General features: G+C 49.1%; 15 protein-coding genes. 5 read left to right on the forward strand and 10 right to left on the reverse strand.

The features are described from left to right. Positions 1-144 precede the first annotated feature (144 nt). A complete protein-coding gene (locus BLA28_RS00115; protein ID WP_242880538.1) occupies positions 145-2,244 on the forward strand; it encodes an ABC transporter permease in 2,100 nt (699 codons plus the stop codon). Positions 2,245-2,542: 298 nt separating this feature from the next. Here the strand turns inward: BLA28_RS00115 and BLA28_RS00120 are convergent, their stop codons facing one another. Then, complete coding sequence (locus tag BLA28_RS00120; protein ID WP_069155540.1) at positions 2,543-4,846, reverse strand: ATP-binding protein; 2,304 nt, start codon at positions 4,844-4,846, stop codon at positions 2,543-2,545. A 195-nt stretch (positions 4,847-5,041) separates the two neighbouring features. Next, on the reverse strand, positions 5,042-5,863 hold the full coding sequence (locus BLA28_RS00125; RefSeq protein WP_009255847.1) for a helix-turn-helix transcriptional regulator: 822 nt from the start codon (positions 5,861-5,863) through the stop codon (positions 5,042-5,044). Positions 5,864-6,022: 159 nt separating this feature from the next. Between BLA28_RS00125 and BLA28_RS00130 the strand changes: the two genes are divergently transcribed. Beyond that, positions 6,023-7,741, forward strand: a complete 1,719-nt coding sequence (locus BLA28_RS00130) for a glycoside hydrolase family 2 protein (RefSeq protein ID WP_069156533.1) — start codon at positions 6,023-6,025, stop codon at positions 7,739-7,741. Between the two features lie 46 nt (positions 7,742-7,787). On the opposite strand, the gene BLA28_RS00135 is transcribed toward BLA28_RS00130, so the two are convergent. The 5 genes from BLA28_RS00135 to BLA28_RS00155 form a co-directional block, all read right to left on the reverse strand. Then, entirely contained in the window at positions 7,788-8,276 is a 489-nt protein-coding gene (locus tag BLA28_RS00135) for a GNAT family N-acetyltransferase (protein WP_050018445.1), read from the reverse strand. Between the two features lie 3 nt (positions 8,277-8,279). Further along, entirely contained in the window at positions 8,280-9,647 is a 1,368-nt protein-coding gene (locus BLA28_RS00140; protein WP_069156534.1) for an MATE family efflux transporter, read from the reverse strand. Positions 9,648-9,863: 216 nt separating this feature from the next. Beyond that, positions 9,864-11,288 (reverse strand): glutamate synthase-related protein, encoded by a 1,425-nt coding sequence (locus BLA28_RS00145; RefSeq protein ID WP_069155541.1) that lies wholly within the window; start codon positions 11,286-11,288, stop codon positions 9,864-9,866. Positions 11,289-11,301: 13 nt separating this feature from the next. Continuing rightward, the gene (locus BLA28_RS00150; RefSeq protein ID WP_069155542.1) at positions 11,302-12,342 is read right to left on the reverse strand and encodes an MORN repeat-containing protein; all 1,041 of its coding nucleotides are present in this window, start codon (positions 12,340-12,342) and stop codon (positions 11,302-11,304) included. A gap of 128 nt (positions 12,343-12,470) precedes the next feature. Further along, entirely contained in the window at positions 12,471-13,331 is an 861-nt protein-coding gene (locus tag BLA28_RS00155) for a GNAT family N-acetyltransferase (protein ID WP_069155543.1), read from the reverse strand. Between the two features lie 191 nt (positions 13,332-13,522). Between BLA28_RS00155 and BLA28_RS00160 the strand changes: the two genes are divergently transcribed. From BLA28_RS00160 to BLA28_RS00170, 3 genes are read left to right on the forward strand one after another with little or no spacing between them, the layout of a single operon-like run. After that, on the forward strand, positions 13,523-15,298 hold the full coding sequence (locus BLA28_RS00160; RefSeq protein WP_069155544.1) for an LTA synthase family protein: 1,776 nt from the start codon (positions 13,523-13,525) through the stop codon (positions 15,296-15,298). Between the two features lie 22 nt (positions 15,299-15,320). Beyond that, positions 15,321-18,041 carry a YfhO family protein gene (locus BLA28_RS00165; RefSeq protein WP_069155545.1) on the forward strand — a complete coding sequence of 907 codons (2,721 nt, stop codon included), beginning with the start codon at positions 15,321-15,323 and terminating at the stop codon, positions 18,039-18,041. A 6-nt stretch (positions 18,042-18,047) separates the two neighbouring features. Beyond that, positions 18,048-18,806, forward strand: a complete 759-nt coding sequence (locus tag BLA28_RS00170; protein ID WP_069152280.1) for a heparan-alpha-glucosaminide N-acetyltransferase — start codon at positions 18,048-18,050, stop codon at positions 18,804-18,806. 51 nt (positions 18,807-18,857) lie between these two features. Here BLA28_RS00170 and BLA28_RS00175 read toward each other — a convergent pair whose 3' ends face one another. The 3 genes from BLA28_RS00175 to BLA28_RS00185 all read right to left on the reverse strand — a co-directional run bounded on the left by BLA28_RS00175 (position 18,858) and on the right by BLA28_RS00185 (position 23,041). Continuing rightward, on the reverse strand, positions 18,858-20,276 hold the full coding sequence (locus BLA28_RS00175; RefSeq protein WP_069155546.1) for a glycoside hydrolase family protein: 1,419 nt from the start codon (positions 20,274-20,276) through the stop codon (positions 18,858-18,860). A gap of 132 nt (positions 20,277-20,408) precedes the next feature. After that, the gene (locus BLA28_RS00180; RefSeq protein WP_069155547.1) at positions 20,409-22,127 is read right to left on the reverse strand and encodes an extracellular solute-binding protein; all 1,719 of its coding nucleotides are present in this window, start codon (positions 22,125-22,127) and stop codon (positions 20,409-20,411) included. Between the two features lie 17 nt (positions 22,128-22,144). Further along, positions 22,145-23,041 (reverse strand): carbohydrate ABC transporter permease, encoded by an 897-nt coding sequence (locus BLA28_RS00185; protein ID WP_069155548.1) that lies wholly within the window; start codon positions 23,039-23,041, stop codon positions 22,145-22,147. Between the last annotated feature and the right edge of the window lie 7 nt (positions 23,042-23,048).

A 23,048-nucleotide genomic window follows, 5' to 3' on the forward strand; every position in this document is an offset into this window, starting at 1 on the left:
TATTAAAATATTATTCTGACATAATAACTTTTTTTTAATTCCCCTGATAAACTTTTTTTAGCAAGCTTACAAAAAAGTAAGCTGCATTTCACCTGCCCGTAAGAAAAAAGGGCTATTCTTTAATCGGAAAGGCAGGTTATTATTATGAATACGTCTAATGTAAAAAATAAGGAAAACCAGGATCACAGCCCAATCATGAAAAGCTATTTAAGCCTCGTCTCCCGGTATGGAAAAATACACAGAAAAAATGAGCGGATATCTGTTCTGTGTATTGTTCTTGCCGTATGTCTTGTTACTGCGATTTTCAGCATGGCTGACATGGGACGGCGTGCCCAGGAAAATTATTTTATCAGGACAAATGGAAAATATCATATCAGCTTAACCGATATTGACCAACAGCTAATTGCCATGATAGCCATGAGGCCCGACGTAGCCCTGTCCGGCTGGGTATACCAGGGATGCAGCGGTTCGTTAATGGGGAAAACGGTCAGCTTTGCAGGTGCCGATGAGAAAACCTGTTCAGGACTAACAGAAATGAAGCTGGCTGAGGGAGCTTATCCGGTTCTGCCTAACGAAGCTTTGCTTAACAATTCCGCTATGGAACAGTGTGGTCTGTCTATAGGCAGTACTGTCCTTGTAACCATACCGGACGGCATGGAACAGAAATACAAAATTACAGGAATTCTTGAAGATACCGGAAGTCTTCAAAAAGCAGATGTTTATGGCATGGTTTTAAGTGAAGAGGGATTCCGGTCAATTGCAGATGAAAACGCAGCAGAAGGCACCACCTACCGTATCCAGTTCAAATCCGGCGCCAATGTGCAGCATGCAATTACGGAAATCAAAGAAAATTATGGACTGTCAGATCATCAGATATCCGAAAACACAGCATTATTGGGACTGACCGGTCAGAGCAAAAACAGCCTCATGCAGTCGCTGTATCTTGTCGCAGGTATACTTGTCTTTCTGATTCTGCTCGCAGGAACTGTTATGATTTCTGCAAGCTTCCGTACTAATGTCCGGGAACGTATTCAGTTTTATGGCCTGCTCCGCTGTATAGGCGCATCCGAAAAACAGGTCAGACATTTCGTCGTACTGCAGGGACTGCGGCATAGCATAAAAGGGGTCCCGATCGGCTTGCTGGCCGGGCAAATCATCACATGGTGCGCGTGTCTGCTGCTTAAATCAGTAAGCGTACAGCGTTTTTCCGAAATCCCCTTATTTCGTTTCAGTGCGATCGGCCTGACAGCCGGTGCCTCAGTGGGCTTTTTAATCGTTCTGCTGGCATCGCTGTCTCCTGCGAAAAAAGCATCGGAAGTTTCTCCTGTGACAGCTGTAAGCGGCAGCACACTTCAACTCCGTACGAAAAAGGCGGCAAACACCAAAATTTTTCCTATTGACATCGGCATGGGGATTTTTCATGCAACGGCCGACAGAAAAAATTTATTTCTCATGACCTGCTCTTATGCAATCAGTATCATGCTGTTTCTCTCTTTTCATGTTATGGTCGTTTTTTTGAATGAAAGCATGCCCGCATTAAAACCTGACGCGCCCGATGTATCCATCATTATGGGAGGCGCCGTACTTGACCGTTCTCTGGCTGAGAGGATACAAAATATCCCCGGAGTCAAAAATGTATACGTCGATAATGGGGAACCGGTATGCACGGAACAGACTTCTGCCGATATTTCCGGTTACGCAGATTATACTTCAATTGACATACAGCTTGAAAAAAATGCTGACGACAACGCTATCTCTTCCATACGCGGCCTGCTTCCTCCGGGCTGCAGCATTTCCGATAAACGTCTGTCCAACGCGGAAGCACAGAGTTCTTTTTACATCGGCGCAGTCTTTATCTATGGATTTTTAATCATCATAGCTTTAATAACTATATTCCAGATCATCAACAGCATGAACGCCAGTGTTTCAGCCCATATGAAACAATATGGCATTATGCGCTCCATGGGTATGAGTTCCAAACAGCTGCGCAGAATGATAGCAGCACAAGCTATGAGCTATGCCCTGTCAGGCTGCATAGCCGGCTGTCTTTTGGGACTCCCTCTGAATAAAATGATGTTCCGGTATCTGATTGCGGAAAAATGGGAAACCGGCTGGCAGATCCCCTTCGCTCCTCTGCTGCTGATTCTTCTGTTATGCCTTGGCTCCGCCGTCTTGTCCATGCTGCGTCCTGTCAGGCAGATTAGTCAAATGTCTGTCATGGAAACAATTAAACCCCGGGACTGATAATATCCGATACCGGAGGAGACAAAAAAAGGATCCGGGTAATTACCAGACGGTAAAATACCCGGATCCCATTTAGTTCAGCCCGCCCCGGGAGTTGGGGGACGCCCGGGCGACCACGCCCTGCCTGGTGTCAGGTTTTGGACGATTTCCTTGTGCAGGTGCCGTTTCCTGCACAATTTTCTCGGCAAGCATATCTTAACACAAATACCCCGCTCATTCCTAGCAGGGTATTCTACTTTTTACCTATATTTTACATTTTCAAGACATAGATTTTATCAAATAAGTCAGTCCGTTTTTGTTATGAATTTCCCTGCCGTTGATCCTCATCAAAAACCTTGTCCATCTCCTCATACAGACTGGCAGCGGAAACCGGTTTGCTGATATGTGCGTTCATTCCCGCCTTCCTGCTCTTTTCCACATCCTCTGCAAAGGCGTTTGCAGTCATTGCAAAAATAGGCACTGTTCCCGCATCCTTACGCTTCATGGATCGAATGATGCCCGATGCTTCGTAGCCTCCCATTTCCGGCATGAGGATATCCATAAGAATCAAATCATAATATCCTTCTTCCGATGCGGCAAATTTAGAAACAGCTTCTTTTCCGTTTCCGGCAATTTCCGCTTCGGCCCCCGTCATACGGATAAATTCGGAGGCAATTTCCTGATTCAGTTCATTATCCTCCACAATAAGGATTCGTTTTCCCTTAAATGTCTTGCTTTCCGCTCCGGCTGTGATGTCTGATTTCTTTCCCCCGTTATCCTGCTCCCGGGTATTTCTTTCCGACAGCTTTTCTTCCGGAATCTTTTCCATTCCCTCCGTATTATGCTGTGCGCCCTGAAGGACAGCCTCTGACGCCTCCGCTTCCCGGAAAGGGATTTCCACCGTAAACAGGCTGCCTTCCCCGGGCCGGCTTTCCACTGTGATCCTGCCGCCCATCAGCTCGGCAAGACGTCTGCTGATTGCCAGTCCAAGGCCTGTTCCACCATAGATTTTCGCCGTTTTGCTCCCTTCCTGTTCAAAGGGACGGAATATCTTTTCCAGGTTTTCTTTTCTTATTCCGCACCCGGAATCCTTCACGGAAAACTGCATCCAGTGCATATTCTCCCGGACTTCCGTTTCCCGTACCCGAAGCTCTACCCGTCCTCCCGGCGGCGTAAACTTAAATGCATTGGAAAGAAGATTATTTATGATCTGGCTGACACGGAGGGAATCTCCCATGAGAGACAAGTCTCTGTCCAGACTGATATCCATACGGAAATCAATATTCTTTTCTGCTGCCTGGGAGCCTGCAATCGCCGTAAGCTGATCCAGCATCAGGCTGAAATCCATTTTCTCCACGCAGAGTTCAATTTTACCGCTCTCCACTTTTGTCATATCCAGCACATCATTTAAAAGGACAAGCAGCTGTTCGGAAGATATTTCCACCTTTCTGAGACAGTCCTGCACTTTTTCCGGATTGTCCAGACTATGCATGGCTATATGGTTCATGCCGATAATACCGTTTAATGGCGTACGGATTTCATGGGACATCCGGGAAAGGAACTCACTCTTGGCAAGGCTGGCCTCCTCCGCCAGGCTCAGCGCCTGTTCCGTTGAAGCCTTCTCCCGGGTAAGAAGCCTGTTCTTCTGCCGGATAACCACGGCATATCCGGTAAACATGCTCAAAAGAACCGCAGTTATCATCAGAATTACTATTATGGCCATCCGGGCCATAACATCGCTCAGTCCGCTGATTCTTTCATCCAGCTTTCCATAGGGCATGCTCACACACATATACCAGCCATTCAGAGACAGCGGAATGTAATAAAGATACTTGTGTACACCGTCAAGCGTATACGCCGTTACTCCTGTCTTTCCTTCACTGATTTCCCTGCTCAGCAGGTTTGATGTATATCCGTTGTCAAATACGGCATTGCTTTCCAGGAAATCAAAAACATTTTCGCCGCTGTCCTCTTTGTTCCCTTCATATACCAGGATATAGTTGCCCTCTTTGTCTATGATATTGCCGTAGGCATTGGCGCCTTCCCTGTACAAAGACAGCCTCTGGCTTAAAAAAGAGGGTTCCATTCCCACTACTGCCGCAATCATATTGTTCTCTCCGAACTGGACTGGCTTCATTCTTGCCGTTATCAGGATTATCTGCCGCCCCAGCAGCTCCTTATTGGACTCTATACAATTTTCTTCTCCGTCCAGAAGAGCCCGGGCGCTTCCGATAAGCCCCTCCGCGGGAAAGCAGCCGTCCGCCGAATAAAAATTACCTTTATCATCCAGCATTGCGAGAAAAACAAAGTTGTTTTTCTGCCGCTTTTCTTCTATAAAATGGCTCAGGGTTTCCTGAGACTCCAGATCGCCGGGTGTAATATTGGTCATCACACTGCCGACACGGGTAAACTGGCCCGCCATGGTCGTATCAAAATGACCTGCCATCTGATCCGCCATTTCCGCCAGATAAATATCACTGATCTCCAGAATAGTCCTGTTGGTTTCTTTCCTGTCCACATATACCATCCAGACCAGCAAAGACAGAATCAGCAGTACCACCACGGTTCCTCCCGCAGCCATAACCATGGTTTGTTTCCTGTTTGAAATTTTACCTTCCTTCATTCCCTGCTCCGTCAGATTTATTCTACCATTATTCTTCCCTGAATCGATAGTTTATTCTCATCTTACCATTCCAAACAGGGAAAAACAAGCCTTTGACTGTCAAAGGGGTGCATATAAAAATTCCGGGCGCATGCCGCCGTGTCTCCTGCCGTCCGCCTGTGTGCCGCCGCCCTGCAAGGTTCCTTTCAGGGGACACTATCGTCCTTCTTTATATTTTCCCGGCGGGCTGCCTGTCCGCTGACGGAAGAGATTGGAAAAATAATGTTCATCGGAAAACTGCAGGCGGTAAGCGATTTCCTTGACGGTAAGGCCGGTATTCCTGAGAAGGAGGCAGGCGGTGTCGACTTTGCGGGACAGGATATATTCATAAGGCGTCTGCCCGTAGGCCCGACGGAAAACGCGGGTGAGCTGCGAGGGGGAGAGACTGGCTGCTTCCGAAAGCTGCCGTATTGTCAGCTTTTCATAAATATGCTCGTCCACATATTTTCTGATATGTACGGCGGTTTCCGGCAGCGGTTTTTCCTGGCTGCCCCCTGCAGCTTCATGTGCCGCAAGATTCAGCAGGATTTCATGAAACAGCAGGGACGTGCGTTTGGCCAGTTCTGTTTTGCTCCCCTCCTTCTTTTCACAAAGCTGGACAAATTCTCTGAAAAGAGGGTAAATACTGCAGTTTTTAAACAATACCACGTCCCGCAGCCCGTAACCGTCCACAAGGGTGTCACAGAGCGTCCCCCTCACATTCATCCAGATTTTCTGCCACGGGTGTCTCGGGTCCGCCCGATAGTCCTGATATTTCCCTGATGCCAGGAGATATACATCGCCTTTTTCGGGATGGTAAATCTCCTCTCCGATCTGCACCACTCCCGTTCCTTCCATAACATATTCCAGGCAGTAAATGAGGGAATTTTCCCTGACGATATGATAATGGCTGTCCGGATAGGTAATTCCTGTCATTTCTATCCCGAAAACCTCTTCTCCCGGCAGCTGTCCGGGAAGGAATGTAATAATATGCTCCATGACGCTTGTTTTCCTCACTTTTTTGCGCGTATAATCCATTTATCAAGGTATATTATAGCGGTATACTACAAGAAAAACAAGAAATGCAGGCAAAACAGGCATAACGGCCGGTATTGTCTTGGATCGTACCGCCGGTTATCCGGCAGAATGGAGGTTTTTATGGAAACAATGCCCAGAGCGGAGCATCCGTTCCCGCAATTTGTGAGAGAGGACTGGACAAACCTGAACGGGACATGGGACTTTGCATTTGATTTTAACTGCAGCGGCCTGGAGAGGGGCTTCGGAAAGAGTACGGAATTCCCGGACAAAATCCTGGTTCCCTTCTGTCCGGAAAGCAAGCTGAGCGGCATCGGCTATACCGATTTTATTCCGGCAGTGTGGTATCACCGTACTATAAATATTACTTCCGAACAGCTGAAGGGAAAGGTTTATCTGCATTTCGGCGCGGTTGATTATGAGTGTATGGTCTTTGTCAACGGAACGGAAGCCGGAAGCCATAAAGGCGGTTATGTTTCCTTCGCACTGGAAATTTCTTCGCTTCTGAAGGAAGGGGAAAACCATCTTGTGGTTTATGCCCGCGACGATACCAGAAGTCCCATGCAGCCCATCGGCAAGCAGAGCGACCGGTATTATTCCTACGCTTGTTCCTATACCCGTACCACAGGCATCTGGCAGACCGTATGGCTGGAATTCACTCCCCAGTCCCATATCCGCAGCGTACAGTACTATCCCAATACCGCTGATGGTTCCGTTACCATCAAAGCTGTGGTGGAAGGGGAAGGCACCTTCTGCGCATCTGCTTTTTATGAAGGGACCGAATGCGGAAGCGCCATGGCGGAAACGATTTCCGGGAATGTAACCGTCACCATCCCCTTAAGTGAGATTCATCTTTGGGAAGCCGGCGCAGGCCGTCTTTATGATCTCCGTCTTACCTTCTGTGAGGATAAGGTAAGCAGCTATTTCGGACTTCGTGAAGTAAAGCTTGACGGCTATCGTTTTCTCATCAACGGAAAATCTGTTTTCCAGCGTCTTATCCTGGATCAGGGCTTCTATCCCGATGGCATCTACACCGCCCCTTCCGATGAAGCGCTGGAAAATGACATCCGCCTTTCCATGGCGGCTGGCTTCAACGGCGCAAGGCTTCACCAGAAGGTATTTGAGCCCCGTTTCCTTTATCATTGTGACCGGCTGGGCTATCTGGCCTGGGGTGAAATGGCCAACTGGGGCTTTGACCACTCCTCCTATTCCGGCTATGAGGCCTTTATTCCCGAGTGGATCCAGGCTATTGAAAGGGATTTCAACCATCCCTCCATCGTAGGCTGGTGCCCGTTTAATGAAACCTGGGATTATGAAGGAAGAAAGCAGGTGGACGGTCTGCTTGCCCTCACCTGGAAGATCACCAAGCAGTATGACACCACACGGCCCTGTATTGATACCAGCGGCAATTTCCATGTGGTTACGGATATTTTTGACGTACATGATTACGAACAGGATCCTGAAAAATTCGCCGCCACCTATCAGCCCTTTAAGGATGGAACAGGCGTCTTCTATGACCGTTTTGCCGATAAGCAGACCTATCGGGAGGGCCAGGCCATGTTTGTCAGTGAATACGGCGGAATCAAATGGGCTCCGAACAGCACGGATGACAAGGCCTGGGGATATGGTAACGGCCCTAAGACCGAAGAAGAATATGTGGCCAGATATAAGGGGCTTACGGATGCCCTTCTGGATAATCCGAGGATGTTCGGTTTCTGTTATACCCAGCTCACCGATGTGGAGCAGGAGCAGAACGGTATCTATTACTATGACAGGACAGCTAAGATAGATGTTAATCTCTTCAAGGAAATCAACAGCAGAAAAGCTGCCATTGAAGATTAAGCCCGATACATACAGAAAGCAGGTGCGTCCGCGCACCTGCTTTCTTCTATATATGGCCTTCCATAATGATATTCTGAGGCTTCATGCCCAGGGCCTCATAAAAGCCCATGGCAGATTCATTGAATGCCCAAACCTTAAGCTCCACCTTCCGGATTCCCATAGGCCTGATCCTCTCCGCAAGAGCATCATACAGCGCCTTTCCCACTCCCATATGGCGGAAATCCGGCAGGATGCAGATATCGTCAATATAAGCATATCTGCGCGGCAGCACTACAGGATGTACCGGAGCCTTTTTCAGCTTCACATTGCACATGCCCGCCGCTTTGCCGTCCACCTCCGCCACCAGGAAGAAGCTGTTTTCATCCTCCATAATCAGGCGGAAATCTTCCGGCCCGAAAGGGCTTTCTTCCAGATCCGCAAAAATATCAGGGCGGTTCATGGCATGGATATGCTGTTCCTCCCCGATTCCGTCGCGCAGAATCCAAAAATCATCCCAGCCGCCTTCTCTGACGGTTATCTTCTTTTCGCTGTTCATGATTTATTCTTCCGGCATCAGCACCGGCTCTCCTATTTTACTGATAATTTTCCTGTTAATCCTTCCATAGAAGAAAAGCGTCATGCTTAAGGACATGAGCTCCGCTATGGGGAAGGCCCACCATACGTTGTTCACATTTCCGGTAAGGGAAAGCAGATATGCGGCGGGAAGCAGCACGATAAGCTGTCTTGCCACGGAAACAACAAGACTGTAAACACCGTTTCCCAGAGCCTGGAACACACTTCCCATAACGATACAGAATCCGGCAAACATAAAGCTTATGCTTATAATGCGCAGCGCCGGAATGCCGATGGCCAGCATGTTTTCCGAAGCATTGAACATGGCCAGCAGCTTGTCCGGGAAGATCTGGAATACCAAAAGCCCAATCAGCATAATGGATACCGCATAAGTAATACTCAGGCGGGTTACATGCTTCACCCTCTTTTTGCTGCCCGCCCCGTAATTATAGGCCACAATAGGCACCATACCGTTATTCAGCCCGAATACCGGCATGAAAATAAAGCTCTGTACCTTGAAATACACACCGAAAACCGCCGTTGCGGTGGATGTGAACTGAATGAGGATTAGGTTCATGCCATAGGTCATTACCGAGCCTATTGCCTGCATGATAATAGAAGGTACGCCAACGGCATAAATCTTCCCGATCATCATCTTATCCGGCCTGAATTTCCGGAAATCCAACTGGATATCTTTATTCACCTTTACATTAAACAGGATGGCAAGGGTTCCTGCCACAGCCTGGCCGAAAACGGTGGCCGCCGCCGCGCCGGCCACTCCCAGCTCAGGGAACCCGAATAAACCGAAAATCAGAATAGGGTCAAAAATAATATTGATAACAGCCCCGATGGACTGCGTAACCATGGTGTACATGGTGCGTCCGGTGGACTGCAGCAGCTTTTCAAAGGTCATCTGTGTAAACATACCTATGGAACAGATACATACAATGGTCAGATAGGTCACCCCGTAGGAAACGATTTCTTCATTCTTTGTCTGACTTAAATAAAAAGGCTTTGCAATAAGCAGGCCGATAATCAGAAAGAGTATGTAAGATACAATTGCAAGAAATACTCCGTTTTCCGCAGCCTTATTTACATTCTCCTGATTCTTTTCTCCCAAGCTCCTGGAGAGCACCGCATTGATACCTACGCCGGTTCCCGTGCTCAGGGCAATCATAAGGGACTGGATGGGAAAGGCAAGGGAAACTGCGGTCAGCGCATTTTCGTTGATCATGGAAACGAATACGCTGTCCACGATATTATAAAGGGCCTGTACCAGCATGGAAATCATCATGGGAAGCGCCATGGATAAAAGCAGCTTATTCATAGGCATGGTTCCCATCTTATTGGTCATTACCCGTTCTCCGCTTCCGCCTTCCCGGACCGCAGCCCGTTCTTCTCCTGTTACACTGTTCTTTTGTTCTTCATTCATAATAACACCACTTTCTATCTCTTAACTAGCTAACTGTTTAAGTATAATAGAAAGAACAGTCGGTTGCAAGTAATTTTTACTCGTAAAACAATCCGCTGTTCTTTCCATATTCTATAAGCACAATAACCAAATGTGCCGTTATGCGTGAGGGATATTGGTGAATTCCGAGATTTCACGGCTGATGGTGCACAAATCCCCTGTATTCAAATCATGCAGTCTTTGATGGCCGGTTATCCTGGCAAAGGTCTTCAGCTCCGCAAGGGAACAATTCAGGTAGTTGGCAACGCGGGCCGCCGCCGCATCCACCTTCAGCCTCGCCCTGAGCGTTTCATCCTGAGTCGCCATCCCTATCGGACATTTGCCGGTACCGCAGATACGGTACTGCTGGCAGGCCGCCGCCATCAGCGCACCGGAAGCCACGGCAACGGCATCCGCGCCCATAGCCAGCGCCTTTGCAAAATCGGAGGATACCCGCAGCCCGCCGGTAATCACCAGGGAAATATCCGATTTCACGCTGTCCAGGTATTTCCTTGCCCGGTACAGGGCGAATACGGTAGGGACACTGGTGGAATCTCTCACAAGCCTGGGACTCGCTCCCGTGGCTCCCCCTCTTCCGTCAATGGTTATAAAATCCGGCCCTGCAAATACACAATATTCCAAATCCCGTTCCAATCGTCCGGCCGCAATCTTGATACCAATAGGCCGCCCGTCGGATTCCGCCCTCAGCTTATCCACCAGAGCCTTCAAATCCTCTTTCGTTGCAATCCCCGGAAACCGGGAAGGACTGATCACATCCTCACCTAAGGGCTTGTTCCGCAGCGCCGCAATTTCCGGTGTCACCTTGCCTCCCGGCAGATGGCCGCCCATCCCGGGTTTGGTGCCCTGGCCGATTTTAATTTCCACAGCGTCAGCCCTGCGCAGGTTTTCCGAAGTGACGCTGTACAGATTGGGCACATATTCGAAAATATATTTTTCCGCCGCCTCTCTTTCCTCCGGCAGGATTCCACCCTCACCGCTGCACATGGCCGTATGGGCAAGCGCGCTTCCCTTTGCCAGAGACACCTTGGCCTCCTTGGACAAAGCGCCGAAGGACATATGGGATATGTACACCGGATTGCTCAGCACCAGCGGCTTTTTGGCATTCGGCCCAATCACCGTTGTGGTATCCACAAAAGCATGCTCATCCAGCGGAAGCGGATTCAGCTGGGCCCCCAGGAGAAGGATATCATCCCACCCTGGCATGCTCATCCGCGTCCCCATCGCTTCTATAATAGGCTGTCCGGTCACCGCCATTTCATGGATTTGATCCATGTAGCGGACAGAGCCATCCATCCGCCTGTATTCCGTTGGATAAGATAAATCCTGACTCTCTTCCGCCTCCGGCGCGGCTGTCTCCGGCCTCGCCGGTTCCGGAACGGCTTCCTGTCCTCCGCTTTCCTCCACCAGACGGAATTTATCCATGCTGCCTCCGCAGACCGGACATTTCTCCAGATCAGAAAACTCCTTCTCTTCCGCGTCCTCATCAAAGATGTAACCGCAGATTCCACATTGGTACCTTGCCATACGCTGTTCCCCCTTATTTCTTTATTTGATCTCTTACTTCTTCAATCCCCTGATCTTTATTTTCCAGGGGCTGGATCCACATGTGACTGTCCGGGTTCTGCACATCCTGGCAGATGGGCACCCGCCCTTCCAGATCCCTTCCTTCAAAGGTCTCAAAAACGCCGTTCTTCGCTTTTCCCTTCCACTCCTGCACATTTTTTTCCGTATTCAGGGTATTGATATACATATCGCCGTCATACAGGCCATCCTTGAAGTTTCCTATTATATTCTGAAAATAACGGCTTCCGGGTTCTGCCTTTCCCACATCCAGATCATAGCGCTCATGCCCTTCTCCGTTAGGAAGGTTATTCAGCCAGGCGCCTTCATAGCTGTGGCTGACAAAAGCCGGATCGACATCCGCGGCTTTTCCGTCTCCGTAGTACATTTTAATCCACATGCCCTGTCCGCTGCGGAAACCGTCCTTCCATTCTCCGTAGTAATATTGATCCTCCCCGTAAACAGCAATGCCTGTCCCCTCCGGACGGCCCTCTTCATTCCTGTCTCCATAGTAATAGAAGTATGCGGAGCTTTTCAGAGAAGCGGACATAGCCCTGTAATGCGCCAGACCACTTAAATCCTCCACGGCCTCCACATTATTCCCGGACCAGTAATCCATCATTTCCGCAAGCATCTGGGAATTTGTTTTCTTCACCACCGTAACACCGGTATTGCCACTCACCTGGGCTGCGGGAGGAATCCCTGAGCCGGATACCGTCCCCTGTCCGGCTGCCGACGGCGTTTCGGCAGGCTCTTCCGCCTCCAGTTCTATGGTTTCCTGAACCTCCACAGGCTCCTTATCGGGCACAGTTCCGTCATTTTCTTCACTGCCTGCCTGTTCCCCGGTTTCTTCCTGTTTAGGAACCGTGCTCTCCGCCACAGTTTCCGATGCTGTTTCCGTTTCTTCGGACGCTCTTTTCCCTCTGGCGCTCACCACACACAGAATCAGGATTACAATGATAAAAAGAAGCAGTGCAATGATCGGCACCAGCTCCCTGACCAGTTTGTTATTTTTCATTCAGATATTCTCCTGCCTTTTTGTCTCTCCGGAGCTTACTGCCGCAGGAATGCTGTAATCCTGGCGGCTGTCCGGCGATATCTCTTTTATTCTATCACACTTGTACCTGCTGTCACAGAAAGATTTTCTTAATTCTTCCTTTTCTTCTGTACATAGATCTCCGCCCAGGCGGGAAGAAAGCCTGAACGGACAGCCACATTCCTGGAAACCCCATGGGATTCGCTGGTTCCGTAAAAAGGGATCTTCCCCCTCCGCAGAATCTCCCGCTTCAGAAGAGTGACCAGCCCCGCCGCCAGCCCTTTTCCCTCAAAAGCGGGGAGGACATCAATCCCGATCTGCCACATAAGAGGGCTGTCCTCACTGGCTCCGGCCACCGCCACGGTTTTCCCGTCCAGCACCGCTGCCGCCGCAATCATATCCGGCATCAGCTCCGCGCCGCATATGGCATGGCGGAAGGCCGCCCCTTCCTTCCAGTCCGCAAGCTCGTCCTTTTCATACCATCGGATTTCAAAGGATGGCGGCAGCACAGCCTCCTCTTTTCCTCCCGGCAGGAAATAAATATGGGTATCCGCAATACGGCGGCCAAAACGGGCCAGCTGCCGATCCAGCCTGCGGAGGTTGGAAAACTGACAGAACCACTCCGGCGCGACCCCGCCTTCCTGATATTCCCGGCAGCACCAATCGTAGATGGCATCATCCGCCAGAAGATAGCCCTTCCCGCAAAATAAAACGGCACGGAAAAACAAGTCCATCCCCTGATAAACCCTGGCTCTGGAAGCGATCCCATAATCCAGCCCTGCCGCCGCCTTTTCCATGCATTCCCTGACCAGGTATCCATAAGAAACATCCGTCATAAAATCCTGTTCCGGCATCCCGGGCTTTTTCCCAATCAGATATCCCTGACGTGTCCCCGCACTTTCCGGCGGAAGGGCACAATCCATAAGGAACTGAGCCTCTGCCTGCTTTATCATATCTTTTCCAATCCTCACGGTGGTATCCTCCTTTTCATTCCGTCACTTTATTTTCGTTTTTATGTGAAATTCTTTCCATTTTATAAATAATTCCCCGCTTCTCTTGACAGTTTTCACCGGTCTGACTAGAATGTAACAAGAATATGGGGGAAAAGCGATTTTTATTATATATCAATTTGCGTCCTAAGAAAAGGACTACGAGGTGCGACATGAAATTTCTTAAAAAAATAAAGGACAGTAAGCTGAATTTTATTCTGATGCTTCTCTATCCGATTGTCACTTTTTATCTTCTGGAGTGGTTCACTCATAATCCCTGGAAAACAATGAAGGCTACTCCGCAGGTTCTGAATATCATCATGTTTGAGCTCATCGCCCTGCTGCTGTTCGCCGCCATCGGAAAGCTGCACGTGGCGCTGATGACGGAAACCTTATTTTTCTTCCTTTACGGGCTGGTGAATTATTTCGTGCTGAATTTCCGTTCGGTACCCATTCAGCCCTGGGATCTTTTTTCCATCCGCACGGCGGCCAGCGTGGCGGATAACTACGAATATACGCTGGATAAACAGGCCGTACTTGTCATTCTCGGCTTTCTGATCCTGCTGGCGCTGGAGTTTTTCTGCCGTTATTCCCTGAAAAAAGGGACCTGGAAGTTCCGTGTACCCACCGCGGCTGTCATCTGCGGTATGCTGGTTGCCTTCGGCGCCATGTTCCATTCCGATGAAATCGTACAGCAGAAGCTTCGTCTGTACGACAAGCTTTTTACGCCTACCACCATCAGCTTCAAGAACGGCACCGCCCTGGCTTTCGTCATGGAACTGCGTTATATTTCCGTAGACAAGCCTGCGGGCTATAATGCGGGTACGGTACGGGAAGAGCTGGAGGCTTATTCCGCGCCGGAAGAAACGCCGGAAAAAACTCCCAATATTATCGTAATCATGAACGAAGCGTTTTCGGATCCTGCCGTCCTTGCCGATTTCCAGACAAATGAGGACTATATGCCCTTCATGCACAGTCTGATGGACGGAGCCGACAATACCATATCCGGCTGGCTGAATGTTTCGGTGCTCGGCGGGAATACCGCGAACACGGAATTTGAATATCTGACCGGCAATACCATGGCTTTTCTTCCTACGGGAAGCATACCTTATCAGCAGTATATTACCGGAGAAACCCCTTCCATGGCCTCTTACCTCGCCTCGCTGGGTTATAAGACCGAAGCCATGCATCCCTATAAGGCCACCGGCTGGGACAGGGATAAGGTATATCCCTTATTCGGATTCCAGGAAACCCATTTTCTTCCGGATTATAAAAATCCCGTCCTGGTAAGGGATTATGTCAGCGACAAATCGGATTTTGACAAAATCATAGAAAGCTTTGAGCAGAAAGAGGAAGGCCAGCCCCTTTTCCTGTTTAATGTCACCATGCAGAATCATTCTTCCTATACGGAAAGTTTTGACAATTTCCATCCGGATATCAAGGTAGAGGGAACGGATTCCGCCGCCCTTAATAATTACTTGTCCCTGATGAAGCTCTCCGATGAAGCGCTTCAGGAGCTTATCACCTACTTTGAAGGACAGGATGAGGAAACCATTATCGTCTTTTTCGGCGATCACCAGCCCACCAATTCCGTCGTGGAACCGGTCTGGAAGCTTAACGGCAAACGGAATTCCACACTGACTGAGGAAGAGGTGTCACGCCGCTATAAGGTTCCCTTTATTATCTGGGCAAACTATGAAATAGAAGGCGCGCAGAACGTGGAGACAAGCGCCAACTATTTGGGCAGCAAAACCCTGCAGGCCGCTGGGCTTCCCCTGCCCGCCTACTTCAGCTACCTCACCGCCTTTTCACAGGAGGTTCCCGTCATATCCGCAAACCATGTGGATTTAAAGGACGGCACCTTCACCAATGCGGAGGAGCAGGAAAGCCTGCTGTTACAATATAAAGGTTATCAGTATTATCAGCTCTTTGATTCTTCCGATAATTAATACCCCGGAGGTATAACGACAAATGAAATTTGCGCAAAACATGAAAGCGGGCCTGACGGTCCGGAAAAAGGGTTCACAGGCTGCGGACGGTTCGCCTTCTTTCCGGTCCCGCATCCGCAGCAATTGGGTATGCCTGCTTTCCTTCGCCATACCGTTCCTGATCATGCTCACCATTTTCATCATTAACGGTATTTTCCCTTTCGGTGACGAAAGCTTTATGCATTCCGATATGTATCATCAGTATGTTCCTTTTCTTTCTGAAATGCTGAGCAAGCTGCACAGCGGGGACAGTATGACCTATTCCTGGAATGTGGGTGTGGGATCCAATTTTCTGGCCCTGTATGCCTATTATATGGCCAGCCCCTTTAACTGGCTCGTCGTACTCTTCCCAGCCAAGTATCTGATCGAATTTATGTCTTATCTGGTGATCCTGAAAATAGGCTTCTGCGGCTTTACCTTCGCCTGGTATCTCACAAGGCATTTCAAAACAAGAAGCGCGGCTGTCGTCCCTTTTGCCGTTTTCTATGCCATGTCAGGTTATCTGGCTGCCTACAACTGGAACGTGATGTGGCTTGACTGCATCTTCCTCTTCCCGCTGATCGCCCTGGGTCTGGAAAAGCTGGTGACCGAAGGAAAATACAAGCTTTACTGCATCAGCTTAGGGCTGTGTATTCTTTCGAATTATTATATTTCCATTATGGTCTGCATCTTCCTGGTTCTCTATTTCCTGGTACTGGTGCTGACAAACTGCCATACCTTCCGTCATATGGGGAAGGCTGTACTGCGTTTTGCTTTATTTTCCGCGCTGGCGGGGGGAATGGCCGCCATTCTGCTCATTCCCGAATATTCAGCGCTGCATCTGACAAAATTCAGTGATATCAATTTCCCCTCCAAGCTGACCTTTTATTTTTCCACCATTGATATGCTGGCACGGCATTGTATGGATGTGGCCGTGGAGACCGGGCTGGATCACTGGCCCAATATTTACTGCGGAGTCGCCATTTTCCTTCTGGTTCCTCTGTATCTTTCCAACAGTAAGATTTCCCTGCGGGATAAGGCGCTGCGTATCGGCCTGCTGGCCTTCATACTGGTGAGTTTTTCCACCAACATGCTGAATTTCATATGGCACGGCATGAATTATCCGGATTCCCTGCCCTGCAGGCAGTCCTTTATGTACATTTTCCTGCTGCTCACCCTCTGCTGTGAGGCGGTTATGCGCATCCGGGAATGTTCCTATAAGGCGCTGGGCGTCAGCTTCTGTATTTCCATGGGCTTTGTCCTTCTTTGTGAAAAAATCATCGACAATGAAGAGGCCTTTCCCGTGGAAACCTTTATCCTTACTGCCGCCTTTTTATGTCTCTATGGTGTTTTCCTGTATTATTATAAAAAAAGAAGCTTCAGCCTGAAGCTTCTTGCCATCCTGACTCTCCTTGCCGTGACCGCGGAATCCGCCGTAAACATGTACCAGACCAGTGTTTCCGTCACCAGCCGCAGCAAATATCTGGAAAACCATGATAATTACCGTATCCTGGTGGAGCGTATCCGTGAAGAGGATCCGGATTTTTACCGGTTTGAGAAATTCAGCCGGGTGACTAAAAATGACGGGACTATGATCGGCTATCCCACCGCTTCCCTGTTCTCTTCCACGGCAAACGGCCATGTGGAGGAATTTTATGAAAAGCTGGGAATGAGCCACAGCAAGGTATTTTACTGTTTTGACGGGGCTACCCCTTTTACCTCTTCCCTTCTTTCGGTGCGATACATGTTTTCCAAATCCTCCCAGGAGGATCCCAATCTGTACACCCTGATTGACAGCCAGGGAGATATTTACCTGTATGAATGCAAGTATACCCTGCCTCTCGGTTTTATGGTAAATAATCATCCCGGCTTCAATATTTCCTCCGGGGATTCCCAGATGGCTTCCGGGGAAGTCGGCGAAGGAAGTTCTCAGGAACAGACCGGTACCGAAACGGAAAACGCAGGGGCACTGGATGAATTTCTCGGAAACATTGAGGACACGCAGACTGATGTCCTGGAAAAGGTACTGGACCGCGAGGGCAGCAATCCGGTGGAAACCCAGAACCTGATGGTCCGGGCACTGGGTCTTGATGAGGCGCTGTTCTCCAGCGTGGGCACTGAGCAGGACGGGGCGGCCACGGTCATTACCGCACAACAGAGCGGACACTATTATGCTTATGTAAACGACAGTAAAGTGGATACTCTGAAAATGGAATCCGAAGCCCTCTCCAAATCCTTTACCAAGCTGAAATACCGTTATATCTGTGATTTGGGCTGGCATGACGAGGGAGATGTGATTTCCCTGCATTCTGAAGACAGCACTTCTTTGAATGTATCCGCCTACCGCCTGAATGAAACAGTCATGGCCGGCGCGATTGACATACTGAGCCAGGAATCTATGACTGTGGATTCCTTTGATTCCACCCATATAAAAGGCCATATTGATGTGAGCCGTCCGGGGGAACTGATTCTCAGTGTCCCCTACGAACCTGGCTGGAAGATCCTGGTGGATGGAGAAAAAGTCCAGGCAGGCCTGTTTGACGATACTTTCATCAGCCTTTCTCTGGAACCGGGCGAGCATACCATTGAAATGCATTATTATCCCACCGGGTTGGCCCTCGGCATTGTTATCAGTTCTCTTTGCCTGGCAGGTTTCCTTCTTATTATTGTACTGGAAAGGCGCCGCAGACGCGGTTTAGAGCAAAAAAGCAGCAGACAGGAGTGATTTTCTATGAATGCCCGTTCCCGTTATTCGGTTCTGGATCTGGTGAGGGGGCTTACCCTCATCAGTATGATTGCCTATCATGGGACTTATGATCTGGTTTATCTTTTTTCCATAAAAATACCCTGGTTCCATGGGGAACCGGGGTATCTGTGGCAGCAGAGCATCTGCTGGACATTTATCTTTTTGTCCGGCATGTGCTTTTCACTGGGCCGCCATCCTGTGAAGAGAGGTCTTATACTCACGGGCTGCGGCCTGATTATCACTCTTGTTACTGTGCTTGTCATGCCGGAATCCATCGTAATTATGGGTGTCCTGAACTTTTTCGGGTTTGCCACCCTCATAACCGCTTTCCTGCAGCCTTTGCTCCGCCGTATTCCGGCTTATGCAGGCATACCGGTAAGCTTTCTGTTGTTTCTGCTGACCAGAGAGGTCCCGTCCGGTTATCTTGGCTTTGAAGGGCTGCGCCTGGCGGCGCTTCCCCGTTTTCTTTATCAGGGAAAGCTGATGATGGTTTTGGGATTTCCGTATGACGGATTCTATTCCACTGATTATTTTTCCGTGATCCCCTGGCTTTTTCTGTTTCTTACCGGATATTATTTCTGGAAGCTGCTGGAATGCGCAGACAGCTCCTTTCCTTCTCTCCTGCGCCGGTCATTATGCAGGCCGCTTGAGCTTATCGGCAGAAATACTCTTCCTGTTTATATGCTGCATCAGCCGGCGCTGATGGCGGTGTTTACTGCACTTGACCTGATTGGGATGATTTGACGGCAGAGGGCAGGCTGAATGGAAAACGTAACTCTGAGGATTCCCTTTCTCTTATTGCTCCAGCAGCCGCGTCTGTGTACACCGCACGTTTCCGTACTCCACAAAAATTCCTACCTCACCGATCCCGATCTCATAGCATCTGCAGGCAAGCGCAACATCATCCACATATACCAGCATAATATTTCCGCTGACGATCAGTTTTACTTCCGCTTTGTTATCCCGGAATACCACAGGCCTCTCATCCAGATAATACTGGTCGCCATCCACACGGTTATACCGATCCATCAGGATTTTCCCATGACGTACTTCCAGGCGGAGCTGGCACCACTTCCTCAGTTCATCATCCGTATGTATCATCAGTCCCACTGCTTCTGTGCCTTCGCTCCAGGAAAGAGTCGTCTGAAGGAGACAGGTTTCCTTCAGCATTCCTAATCCAGCCCAGCCGAATCCGTCAGGGACACTGCCGGTGAGCCCTTCCTTATCCTCCGCAAAGCTTCCCTGTCTGGGTGAAAGAGTCACAGGAAGCTCTTTCCGGAAGGAATCCTCTATCGTTTCCGGCAGGCGGACTCCCAGGCTTCCGTCCTCTCTCTGTACAAGTTCATGCACCAGCAGATTGCCTCCCCAGAGATGCCGTCCGTTGTCACGGCAGTCTTCCCGTATGGATTCCCAGCCAATCATATAGCGTTTCTTCCCGTCCGTTACGGATTTTGCCGCATAGAATTCCCTTCCGTCAAACATATCGTCTTCAGCCGGCACCCGCCAGGGACCGTCAAAGCTGTCAGCGACACGATATCTGGTCTCCCACCAGCGGGAATAATTGGAAAAGGTCAGATACCATTTATCCCCCATACGGAAACAGTCATGGCACTCATGAGTAATAAAGGTCCGGGGCGCATAGAGCGTCTTGTAATGCTCCCAGTTTCTTACATCCTCCGATACGTAAACAGCGGTGCAGCCAGTCCGAAGATATGCCCCTTCCTTCTCGGTTGCCGTAATCAGCATACAGAATTTCCCCAGCTCTTCGTTCCAAATCACATGAGGATCCCTCCAGTGAAGGTTTCCGTAATATTCGGTATCGGGTCTGAAGAAAAATTCCTTATCCTTTTCCCAATGCTTCAGATCTCTGCTTGTCGCCCGTAAAACCACCTGTACATTTTTTCCTTCCACACCATTATTCCCTTCACAGAAGCCGGTATAATGGAAGGTAAACAGGCCGTCGTGTTCAAACACGCTTCCGGTGCCGATATGCCAGTCCTGATCATCGGGAGACCCATTCTGCAGAACCAGATACGGCTCCCCGAAGCTCACAAAATCTCTTGTCTCCACGGCATAAACACAATATTTATATAAATAAAACAGATAATAGGTTCCTTTCCAGAAGAAGGGCATAAAGTCACCGCACATCTCCCCATGGGGCATTCCCGGATACTGCTTTTCCGGTGTATAAAAAATATTGTAATTTCCTTTCATCTTGCAGACCTTCCCGGATGTAACATCCTTTTGCTATACTTTGATTTATTCCTACTTACTGCGGGCGGATATGCCTTACATGCACCATCCGCCCCTCCTTGTAACATTTCAGACCTGTCTGAAATGTTACTCTTACTTAAGTTCTCCGAATGTGGTATTATACCAGTCGTTTACTTCTGTGGTGATTTGATCACCGCCCAACTCCTTCCAGCTTTTTACAAAATCATAAAAGGTATCCGGTTCCTGTGTTCCCATTATGATATTGACATAGGTTTCCGCCTGCATTTTGTCCATGGAGGAAAGGTTCGTACTCATAGTAGGAGTAGGGGCTCCGAAGAATACGGACTGTACCAGCTTATCATTCGCTTTGTAATCATTGATAATGGTGTTCCAGCTGCCTTCCGGCCCGATGAATTTATAATAATTCCAGCCCAGGGAATCCGCACCCTTATCGCTTCCGTTATCCAGGAAGTTTTTGATGACATTATAGTATCTGGCTGCTTCCGGATGAATATCCTCTACCTTGCTTTCCCCATTCAGGGTTTCCTTGATTTCCTTATAATAGGTATTACATTTTTGAATGGCCGGATCCATGGCGAATGCCGCATATTCCGCAAAGTTGATTCCTGTGGAAGGATCCACGCCAAAGGTATTCAGTGTTTCTTCTGTTGCATCCAGGGAATTGATTTTATCCTGGAATACGTTCGCTATTTTCACCAAGGCTTCAGGATGTTCACATTTGGCGTTTGCCGCATAGTAACGGGAGATCCTCACATAGGTAATGGGCTTTGCAGGCTCCGCTGTAGCGGATACGATGGGATAGCACTGCCAGTCCGCTTCCGGGTCATTTTCAATATTGCTCTTACATGCGCCCCAGGGCATTCCTTCCAGGCCATAGAACATACCCACTTTGCCTGCTGCAATGTCTTCTCCCAGCTTTACGGTATCCTTAACTCCGAATTCCGGATCAATCAAACCGTCTTCATACATCTGATTCAGCTGTGCCAGCGCGTCCTTCATTCCCGGGTTGATGCCGGAATAGGATATCTGACCGTTTTCATCCTTTACCCAGGCTTTGGCATATGCGCCGTAGGCTGCAAAGAAGCCTTCGTAGCTTCCGGGGCTTGCGCCATCCTCCTTCACGATATCCTTCTGGAAGCCGATTCCCCAGGTATCATCCTGACCGTTTCCGTCCGGATCGTCATAACGGAATGCCCTTGCCACTTCAAGAAGCTCATCCATCGTGGTGGGCGCCTTAAGTCCCAGGTTATCCAGCCAGTCGGTGCGGATCCATAAAAGGTCACAGGTACCGTCCGCTGCGGACAGCTGGGGAAGTCCGTAAAGCTTTCCGTCCACCTTGGCGGACGCCAGCTGGACTCCGCCGTCCACTTCAATGGTCTCCTTAAGAAGATCGGATGCATAAGTATCATAAGCTTCTGTAATATCTGCCAGCATTCCCGCATTTGCCAGCTCGGAGAATTCCTCCGGAGGCAGATCCATCAGATCCGGAAGATCGTTGGATGCGATTGCCATGGTCAGCTTCTGGGTATAATCGTCCCCGGCTGCAGCAATGGTATATTTCAGGGTAATGCCCAGCTCATCCTGATAGCACCTTGTATACACATTATTGTTGATATCATCGCTTCCCACGTATTTTTCCGTACCGTTAAGCTTGTGCATGTAGGTCAGTTCCACATTCCCGCCGTCATCAGCCTGAGCGCTCCCTTCCGTGCTTCCGGCGCCCTCCGTTCCGGAAGCGGCTCCCGTACTCTGCCCGCTTCCTCCGCAGGCCGCCAGGGATACTGTCATTGCTGCCGACATAAGCAGCGCCGTCATTTTTTTGATTTTCATAAAAAACCCTCCTTAATCTATTCCTTTACACTTCCCATAACCACACCTGCTACAAAGTACTTCTGCAGGAACGGATACACCAGAAGAATCGGAACCGTGCATAATAAAATCAAAGCCCCCTTGATCCCCCTTCCTGTCACTTCCATCAGATGGGGATTGAGCATCAGCTGCTCCGAGGTAATCTTGGTAACATCAAACTTCAGAACCACAGACTGCAAATAGGTCATCAACGGATATTTTTCCGGCAGATTCATATAAATCAGGCCGTCAAACCAGGCATTCCAGTGATTTACAATCACAAACAGGGAAACCGTTGCCAGGGACGGTTTGGACAGCGGCAGGTAAATTTTCCACATGGTCACAAACCAGTTCGCCCCATCCACCAGAGCTGCTTCCTCAATAGCTTTCGGAAGTCCTCTGAAAAAATTCATCATGATGAGCACGCAGAACATCGGCAGGGCCTCCGGCAGAATCAATGCCATAAAGGAATTGATCATATGCATTTTGCTCACCACGAGGTATGTGGGGATGAGCCCTCCGTTAAATACCATTGTTACCAGGAAAAACCAGGTATAGTATTTTCTGCACCGGAAGATTCTGGGATCATCCTTGGACAGGGGATAAGCCACAAGGATAATCAATACCAGGTTTATGATCCAGCCCAGCACCACTCTTGCTATGGTAATCCCAAAGGACTGGAAATACTGTTTATTGGAAAGTATGTATTCATATGCCGCCGTATTGAAGCCTTTGGGCCAGAATGTTACCGCATTGGCATCCACCATGGATCTTGCGCTGAAGGAAATGGCAAACAGATTGATAAGCGGCAGCAGACAGGTAAGGCTCAGAAATCCCAAAAGGAAGTAGTTAAAAAACATGAAAACCTTTCTGGATGGTGATTCTTTTATTTTCATTCCTCAT

It is taken from the genome of Eisenbergiella tayi, from assembly GCF_001881565.1.
Lineage (GTDB): Bacteria > Bacillota > Clostridia > Lachnospirales > Lachnospiraceae > Eisenbergiella > Eisenbergiella tayi.

What these genes read in the sequence shown, in the direction of transcription:
- BLA28_RS00115 (WP_242880538.1), top strand. Translation starts at nt 145, where the DNA reads ATGAATACGTCTAATGTAAAAAATAAGGAAAACCAGGATCACAGCCCA.
- BLA28_RS00185 (WP_069155548.1), bottom strand. Translation starts at nt 23,041, where the DNA reads ATGAAAATAAAAGAATCACCATCCAGAAAGGTTTTCATGTTTTTTAAC.
- BLA28_RS00150 (WP_069155542.1), bottom strand. Translation starts at nt 12,342, where the DNA reads ATGAAAAATAACAAACTGGTCAGGGAGCTGGTGCCGATCATTGCACTG.
- BLA28_RS00140 (WP_069156534.1), bottom strand. Translation starts at nt 9,647, where the DNA reads ATGACCAATAAGATGGGAACCATGCCTATGAATAAGCTGCTTTTATCC.
- BLA28_RS00175 (WP_069155546.1), bottom strand. Translation starts at nt 20,276, where the DNA reads ATGAAAGGAAATTACAATATTTTTTATACACCGGAAAAGCAGTATCCG.
- BLA28_RS00125 (WP_009255847.1), bottom strand. Translation starts at nt 5,863, where the DNA reads ATGGAGCATATTATTACATTCCTTCCCGGACAGCTGCCGGGAGAAGAG.
- BLA28_RS00165 (WP_069155545.1), top strand. Translation starts at nt 15,321, where the DNA reads ATGAAATTTGCGCAAAACATGAAAGCGGGCCTGACGGTCCGGAAAAAG.
- BLA28_RS00145 (WP_069155541.1), bottom strand. Translation starts at nt 11,288, where the DNA reads ATGGCAAGGTACCAATGTGGAATCTGCGGTTACATCTTTGATGAGGAC.
- BLA28_RS00130 (WP_069156533.1), top strand. Translation starts at nt 6,023, where the DNA reads ATGGAAACAATGCCCAGAGCGGAGCATCCGTTCCCGCAATTTGTGAGA.
- BLA28_RS00180 (WP_069155547.1), bottom strand. Translation starts at nt 22,127, where the DNA reads ATGAAAATCAAAAAAATGACGGCGCTGCTTATGTCGGCAGCAATGACA.
- BLA28_RS00135 (WP_050018445.1), bottom strand. Translation starts at nt 8,276, where the DNA reads ATGAACAGCGAAAAGAAGATAACCGTCAGAGAAGGCGGCTGGGATGAT.
- BLA28_RS00170 (WP_069152280.1), top strand. Translation starts at nt 18,048, where the DNA reads ATGAATGCCCGTTCCCGTTATTCGGTTCTGGATCTGGTGAGGGGGCTT.
- BLA28_RS00160 (WP_069155544.1), top strand. Translation starts at nt 13,523, where the DNA reads ATGAAATTTCTTAAAAAAATAAAGGACAGTAAGCTGAATTTTATTCTG.
- BLA28_RS00120 (WP_069155540.1), bottom strand. Translation starts at nt 4,846, where the DNA reads ATGAAGGAAGGTAAAATTTCAAACAGGAAACAAACCATGGTTATGGCT.